This window comes from Streptomyces sp. ISL-66 (assembly GCF_018614135.1).
Classification (GTDB): domain Bacteria; phylum Actinomycetota; class Actinomycetes; order Streptomycetales; family Streptomycetaceae; genus Streptomyces.
The window spans coordinates 1-6270 of the sequence record NZ_JAGGOW010000232.1 but is presented as its reverse complement, the minus strand read 5'-3'; the positions used below and the strand labels follow the sequence as shown (position 1 = coordinate 6270).

Sequence of the window (6270 nt, the reverse complement as noted above, 5' to 3'; positions counted from 1 at the left end):
GCCTGGAAGGTGCGCTTGGCCGGGTTGCCGCCGGTCCGCTTCGCCGCCTGCGGCAGGGAGTCGCGGATCAGCTCGACGAGCCGCGCGCTGTTGGTGAAGGGTTCCTTGACCCGCTCGCGGACCACCGCGGACACGATCCGCTTGGCCTGCTTCTCCTCGCCGTACTGGCGCAGGATCCGGACGAGCTCGCCGGGCGGGTAGGTGTTGAGGACCTCCGCCGCGCTGATCCCGGTCGTCTGGTCCATCCGCATGTCCAGGGGCGCGTCCTGCGCGTAGGCGAAGCCGCGGTCGGCCTCGTCCAGCTGCATGGAGGAGACGCCGAGGTCGAAGAGGATGCCCTGGACGGTGGGGATGCGCAGGCCGTCCAGTACGTCGGCCAGGTCGGCGTAGATGGCGTGGACGAGGGTGACCCGGTCCCCGAAGGGCGCGAGGCGCTCCCCCGAGAGGCGCAGGGCTTCCTTGTCGCGGTCGAGGCCGATGAGGTGGACCTCGGGGAACCGGGTGAGCAGGGCCTCGCTGTGGCCGCCGAGGCCGAGGGTGCAGTCGACGACGACGGCCCCGGGCCTCTCCAGTGCCGGGGCCAACAGGTCCAGGCACCGCTGGAGCATCACCGGGACGTGTCGGGACTCGCTAGTCAAAGCGCCCTCTCAGATAACGGCGCGGCAGGCATGCGCCGCGCCGCGCACGCGGAGTCTTACCAAAGGGGCCGGGCGGCCGGTCAGGGCCGGGCTCCGGCCGGTCCGCGTCACTTTAGTGCAACGGTCGCCGCGGTCAACGAACCGCCCCGCGCGCCGGGCGGGCCTCTCCCCGCGAAGCGGCAAATGCCGCGAATCACCCGGACGGACCCCGCTCCCTCACCCCTGTGGGTTAGCTCACAACAGGATGTAGTGACCTTCTTTGTCCACCCTCACTCAATGCCGGGACGCCCTGTGACCACTAACGTCTTATGCATGACGACTTCCGCACCCGTGCCCGCCGCGTCCGCCCCCGGGGTCACCGAACCCGCCGACCGTTCCGTCACCGACCGACTGGTGGAGTCGAACCGCGCCTACGCCGCGAAGTTCGCCGATCCCGGCATGGACGCCCGCCCCGTCCTCCACGTCGCCGTGGTGGCCTGTATGGACGCCCGCCTCGACCTGCACGCCGCCCTCGGCCTGGAACTCGGCGACTGCCACACGATCCGCAACGCGGGCGGCGTGGTCACCGACGACACCATCCGCTCCCTCACCATCAGCCAGCGGGCGCTCGGCACCCGCACGGTGATACTCATCCACCACACCGGATGCGGCCTCGAAAGCCTGACCGAGGATTTCCGGCACGAGCTGGAGGACGAGGTCGGCCAGCGCCCCGCCTGGGCCGTCGAGGCCTTCCGCGACGTGGACCAGGACGTCCGCCAGTCCATGCAGCGGGTCCGGACGAACCCCTTCCTGCCCCACAAGGACGATGTGCGAGGCTTCGTCTTCGACGTGCACACCGGGCTCCTGCGGGAGATCGACCCCACCTCCTGAGTGACACACGGCCTCAACGCCGTCAAGAATGCGGGGAGACGTCACCCGGAGGACCTCCGGGCCGGTGTCCACGCTTGCATTTCTGAGGTGTTTCGGGGTGGGCCGGTCATGCGCATGACGCCGGCCCGGGGAAAGGGTCGAGGAGAACCAGGTGACCACGTATGACGACCGAGCGAGCCTCGCGGATCTGACGAGCACGGCGCAGCGGGTGCGCGATTCGGTCGAGAGCGTGATCGAGGGAAAGCCCGAGGTCATCCGCCTCGCGCTGACCGTGCTGCTCGCCGAGGGACACCTGCTCATCGAGGACGTCCCCGGCGTCGGCAAGACCATGCTGGCCAAGACGCTCGCCAAGTCCATCGACTGCTCGGTGCAGCGCATCCAGTTCACGCCGGACCTGCTGCCCTCCGACATCACCGGCGTCAGCATCTACGACCAGCAGCGCCGCGAGTTCGAGTTCAAGCCGGGCGCGATCTTCGCGCAGATCGTGATCGGCGACGAGATCAACCGGGCCTCCCCCAAGACGCAGTCCGCGCTGCTGGAGTCGATGGAGGAGCGCCAGGTCACCATCGACGGCACCACGTACGCGCTGCCGAGTCCCTTCATGGTGGTCGCCACCCAGAACCCGGTGGAGATGGAGGGCACCTACCCCCTCCCCGAGGCCCAGCGCGACCGCTTCATGGCCCGCGTCTCCGTCGGCTATCCCAGCCCGGAGGCCGAGCTCCAGATGCTCGACGTGCACGGCGGGCTCTCCCCGCTGGACGACCTGACGGCCGTCGCGCACGCCCACGACATCGTCAAGCTCATCGAGGCCGTCCGCGAGGTGTACGTCGCGGTGCCGGTCCGGCGCTACGTCGTCGACCTGGTCTCCGCCACCCGCAGCCACCCGGACCTGCGCCTGGGCGCCTCGCCCCGCGCCACGCTGCACCTGCTGCGCGCCGTGAAGGCCTCCGCCGCCCTGGCCGGCCGGGACTACGTCCTGCCCGACGACGTCCAGGCGCTGGCCGGCCCGGTCCTCGCGCACCGGCTGCTGCCCACCGCGCAGGCCCAGCTGAACCGGCGCACCGCCGAGCAGGTCGTGGCCGACATCCTCCAGCGCACCCCGGTACCGGCCGCGCCCGCGCACGGCGAGATGCCGCCCGGCGCGGGCATCCGGGGCTTCTGATGAGCGCCGGTGCCCCGCACGGCGCCGGCGGCCGGGGGCCCGACGACGGCGGCGGGCTGCGTGCTTCGCTGTCCGGGCTGACCACGCGCGGCCGGTCCTTCCTGGCCGCCGGGCTCGCCGCCGCGCTGTGCGCGTACGTGCTGGGCCAGTCCGGGCTGCTGCGGGTCGGGCTGCTGCTCGCCGTGCTGCCGCTGATCTGCGTCTACGCCCTGCACCGCACCCGCTACCAGGTCTCCGGCAGCCGCCGGCTGACCCCGATGCGGGTGCCCGCCGGCTCCGAGGCCCGGGTGCAGCTGCGCCTGGAGAACACCTCCCGGGTCCCGACCGGCCTGCTGATGCTCCAGGACCGGGTGCCCTACGTACTGGGGCCCCGGCCCCGTTTCGTACTGGACCGGGTGGAACCGGGCGGCCGCCGCGAGGTGTCCTACCGGGTCCGCTCCGACCTGCGCGGCCGCTATCCGCTCGGACCGCTCCAGCTGCGGCTCACCGACCCCTTCGGGCTGGTCGAGCTGACCCGGTCCTTCTCGGCCCACGACACCCTCACGGTCATCCCGCGCACCGAGGCGCTGCCCGCGGTCCGCCTGGCGGGCGAGTCCTCCGGCTACGGCGACGGCAGCCGCCGCTCACTGGCCCTGGCCGGCGAGGACGACGTGATCCCGCGCGGCTACCGGCGCGGCGACGACCTGCGCCGGGTGCACTGGCGCTCCACGGCCCGCTACGGCGAGCTGATGGTGCGCCGCGAGGAGCAGCCGCAGCGCAGCCGGGCCACCGTCCTGCTGGACACCCGCGGCCTCGCCTACGAGGACGCCGGCCCCGACTCGGCCTTCGAATGGGCCGTCTCCGGAGCCGCGTCGACGCTGGTGCACCTGCTGGAGCAGGGCTACGCGGTCCGGCTGCTGACCGACACGGGGGACTGCCTGCCCCGCGAGGGCGGCGGCTTCACCTCCGGCGGCCAGGAGTCCGCAGAGGCGGCGGGGCTGATGATGGACACCCTCGCGGTGATCGGCCACTCCGACGGCGCGGGGCTCTCCCGGGCCCACGACGCGGTCCGGGGCACCGGCATCGGCGGCGGTTTCGGCGGAGCCGGCGGTGACGGGCTCCTCATCGCCTTCTTCGGAGACCTGGACGACGTACAGACGGAGCTGGCGGCCAAGATGTGCCGGCGCAGCGGAGGGGCCGTGGCGTTCGTCATGGACTCCGCGAACTGGACCGGGCGCCCGCCCGGGCTCGCGCGGGTGACGTCGCGGGGGCTGCCTCCGCTGGAGGAGCGGCTCGCGAGGCTGCGCGACGCGGGCTGGACGGCGCTGGCCGCCCCGCCCGGGGTGGCCTTCGGTGAGCTGTGGCGGATGGCCGGGAGCGCGGCGACGGGCATGGGCACGGGCACCGCTTCGGGTGCGGCGGGGGGCTGGGGATGAGCGGACGGGCGAGGCTGACGGTCTTCGCGGCACTGGCGACGCTGTTCACGGCGTGGTCGCTCGATCCGCTGGTGGAATCGGGCAGCTGGCTGCCACAGGCGGCGCTGCTGCTGGCCCTGCAGAGCGGGGTGGGCGCGGGGGCGCGGCGGGTGCCGCTGCCCCGGTCGCTGACGGTGGCGGCGCAGCTGCTCGTCTCGATGCTGGCGCTGATGCTGCTGTTCGGCGGCAAGGCCCAGTCGCCGTCCGGTGACGGGGTGCTGGACTACCTGGTGACGGACTTCGGCTCGCTGTACGGGCAGGGCGCCCGGGACGTGAGCGAGTTCGCGATCCCCGCTCCGCTGACGGACGGGATCCGGCTGCTGCTGGTGTCCGGGGTGCTGCTGATCGGGCTGCTGGTGGACCTGGTGGCGGTGACGCTGCGGATGGCCGCGGCGGCCGGACTGCCGCTGCTCGCGCTGTACTCGGTGGCGGCGGGCCTGGCGGGCGCGACGTCCGGCTCGGGCGGCTCCTGGTTCTCCTTCCTGCTGGCCGGCTGCGGTTACCTGTTGCTGCTGCTCTCCGAGGGCCGCGACCGGCTCGCGCAGTGGGGCCGGGTCTTCGGCGGGGCCCCGCCGGGGCGGGTGGCGGCCGGCTACTCGGGCGGCGGCCAGGCGGTCGCCCCGGTGCGCAGCGGGCGGCGGATCGGCGCGGTCGCACTGGGCCTGGCGCTGGTGGTGCCGGCGGCACTGCCCTCGCTCGGTGACGGGCTCCTGGGCGCGGGCGGCGCGGGCGACGGCGGGAGCGGCATCGGCCCCTCGATCCAGGCGGTCAACCCGCTGGTCTCGCTGCAGAGCAGCCTGAACACCCAGGACAACCGGGTGGTGCTGAAGTACCGGACGGACAGCCCGCAGCTGGGCGAGCAGTACCTGCGGATCCTGGCGCTGGACGAGTTCAACGGGGTCAAGTGGGAGGCCTCCGGGCGGCCCCTGACCGACGTCCCGGAGCGGCTGCCGAACCCGCCGGGTGTGAGCGGTGACGTCCTGATCGGCGCGGCGGAGGTGCGCACCAGCATCTCTTCGGCGCAGACGTACGCGCAGCGCTACCTGCCGATGCCGTATCCGGCGGTGCAGGTGGACATCGGCGGGAAGTGGCGGTTCGAGCCGGTCGGGCGGACGCTCGTCGGGGACCAGCTGGGGAAGGACAAGTTCCAGAACGCCCAGGGCGTGCAGTACACGGTACGGAGCCTGCTGCTGAAGCCGACGGCGGAGCAGCTGCGGAGGGCTCCGGAGCCGAACGCGGCGATCGGGGCCGAGTACACGCGGCTGCCGGACAACCTGCCGCCGGTCGTCGCCGAGACGGCCAGGCAGGTCACGCGGGGCGCGAAGGACGACTACACGCGGGCCGTGAAGCTCCAGGACTACTTCGCGGTGAACGGCGGATTCCGCTACGACACGAAGGTGTCCTCGGGTACGGGTTCGCAGGCCATCGCCCGGTTCCTCGCCGACAAGGAGGGCTTCTGCGTCCACTTCGCCTTCTCGATGGCCTCGATGGCGCGAACGCTGGGGATCCCGGCGCGGGTCGCGGTCGGGTTCACGCCCGGGGAGCGGCAGTCGGACGGCAGCGTCAACGTCTCGATGCGGGACGCGCACGCGTGGCCGGAGCTGTACTTCGAGGGCGTGGGCTGGACCCGCTTCGAGCCGACGCCGCGGTCGGGCATCACGGTGCCGGACTACAGCCGCCCGGCGGCCCCGGAGTCCCAGCCGACGGCGCCGACGGCGGCTCCGTCCGCGAGTGCGGCGGGCCCCTCGGCCGAGCCGTCGAAGGCGGACGACTGCCCGCCGGACCAGAAGAAGCTGGGCGAGTGCGGGGCGGTCGCGCCGAAGCCGGACGCGGGATCGGGCGGCGGCGGCCCGTCGGTTGCCACGGTCGCGGCCTGGACGGCCGGGTCCCTCGCCCTGCTCGCCCTCCCGTTCCTGCCGTTCGCGTGGCGCAGGCGGCTCCGGGCGCGGCGGCTCGGCTCGGGCGACGTGCTGTCCGCGTGGCGGGAGCTGGGCGACTCGGCGTGGGACGTCGGGATCGCCCCGGACGAGGCGCTGTCCCCGCGCGGGGCCGCGGACCGGGTGGCGGCGCTCGGCCGGCTGGACCCGGGGGCCGCGGACGCCGTGCACCGGGTCTCGGCCGCGGTGGAGCGCGCGCTGTACGCCCC

The 6270-nt window shown here is 73.5% G+C and carries 5 protein-coding genes; 4 read left to right on the top strand and 1 reads right to left on the bottom strand.

Annotation, left to right across the window (positions count from 1 at the left end):
* On the bottom strand, positions 1-608 hold a 608-nt coding region (gene rsmH / locus J7E97_RS34470), incomplete at its 3' end, for a 16S rRNA (cytosine(1402)-N(4))-methyltransferase RsmH (RefSeq protein WP_251055636.1).
* A 342-nt stretch (positions 609-950) separates the two neighbouring features.
* Between rsmH and J7E97_RS34465 the strand changes: the two genes are divergently transcribed.
* The 4 genes from J7E97_RS34465 to J7E97_RS34450 all read left to right on the top strand — a co-directional run.
* Positions 951-1508 carry a carbonic anhydrase gene (locus J7E97_RS34465; protein WP_251055634.1) on the top strand — a complete coding sequence of 186 codons (558 nt, stop codon included), beginning with the start codon at positions 951-953 and terminating at the stop codon, positions 1506-1508.
* Between the two features lie 151 nt (positions 1509-1659).
* Positions 1660-2670 carry a MoxR family ATPase gene (locus tag J7E97_RS34460; RefSeq protein WP_215035432.1) on the top strand — a complete coding sequence of 337 codons (1011 nt, stop codon included), beginning with the start codon at positions 1660-1662 and terminating at the stop codon, positions 2668-2670.
* On the top strand, positions 2670-4085 hold the full coding sequence (locus J7E97_RS34455; protein WP_215035430.1) for a DUF58 domain-containing protein: 1416 nt from the start codon (positions 2670-2672) through the stop codon (positions 4083-4085). The genes J7E97_RS34460 and J7E97_RS34455 overlap by 1 nt, the downstream gene beginning before the upstream one ends.
* A partial coding sequence (locus tag J7E97_RS34450; protein ID WP_215035428.1) for a DUF3488 and transglutaminase-like domain-containing protein occupies positions 4082-6270 on the top strand: 2189 nt, incomplete at its 3' end. The genes J7E97_RS34455 and J7E97_RS34450, both read left to right, overlap by 4 nt.

What these genes read in the sequence shown, in the direction of transcription:
- J7E97_RS34465 (WP_251055634.1), top strand. Translation starts at nt 951, where the DNA reads ATGACGACTTCCGCACCCGTGCCCGCCGCGTCCGCCCCCGGGGTCACC.
- J7E97_RS34455 (WP_215035430.1), top strand. Translation starts at nt 2,670, where the DNA reads ATGAGCGCCGGTGCCCCGCACGGCGCCGGCGGCCGGGGGCCCGACGAC.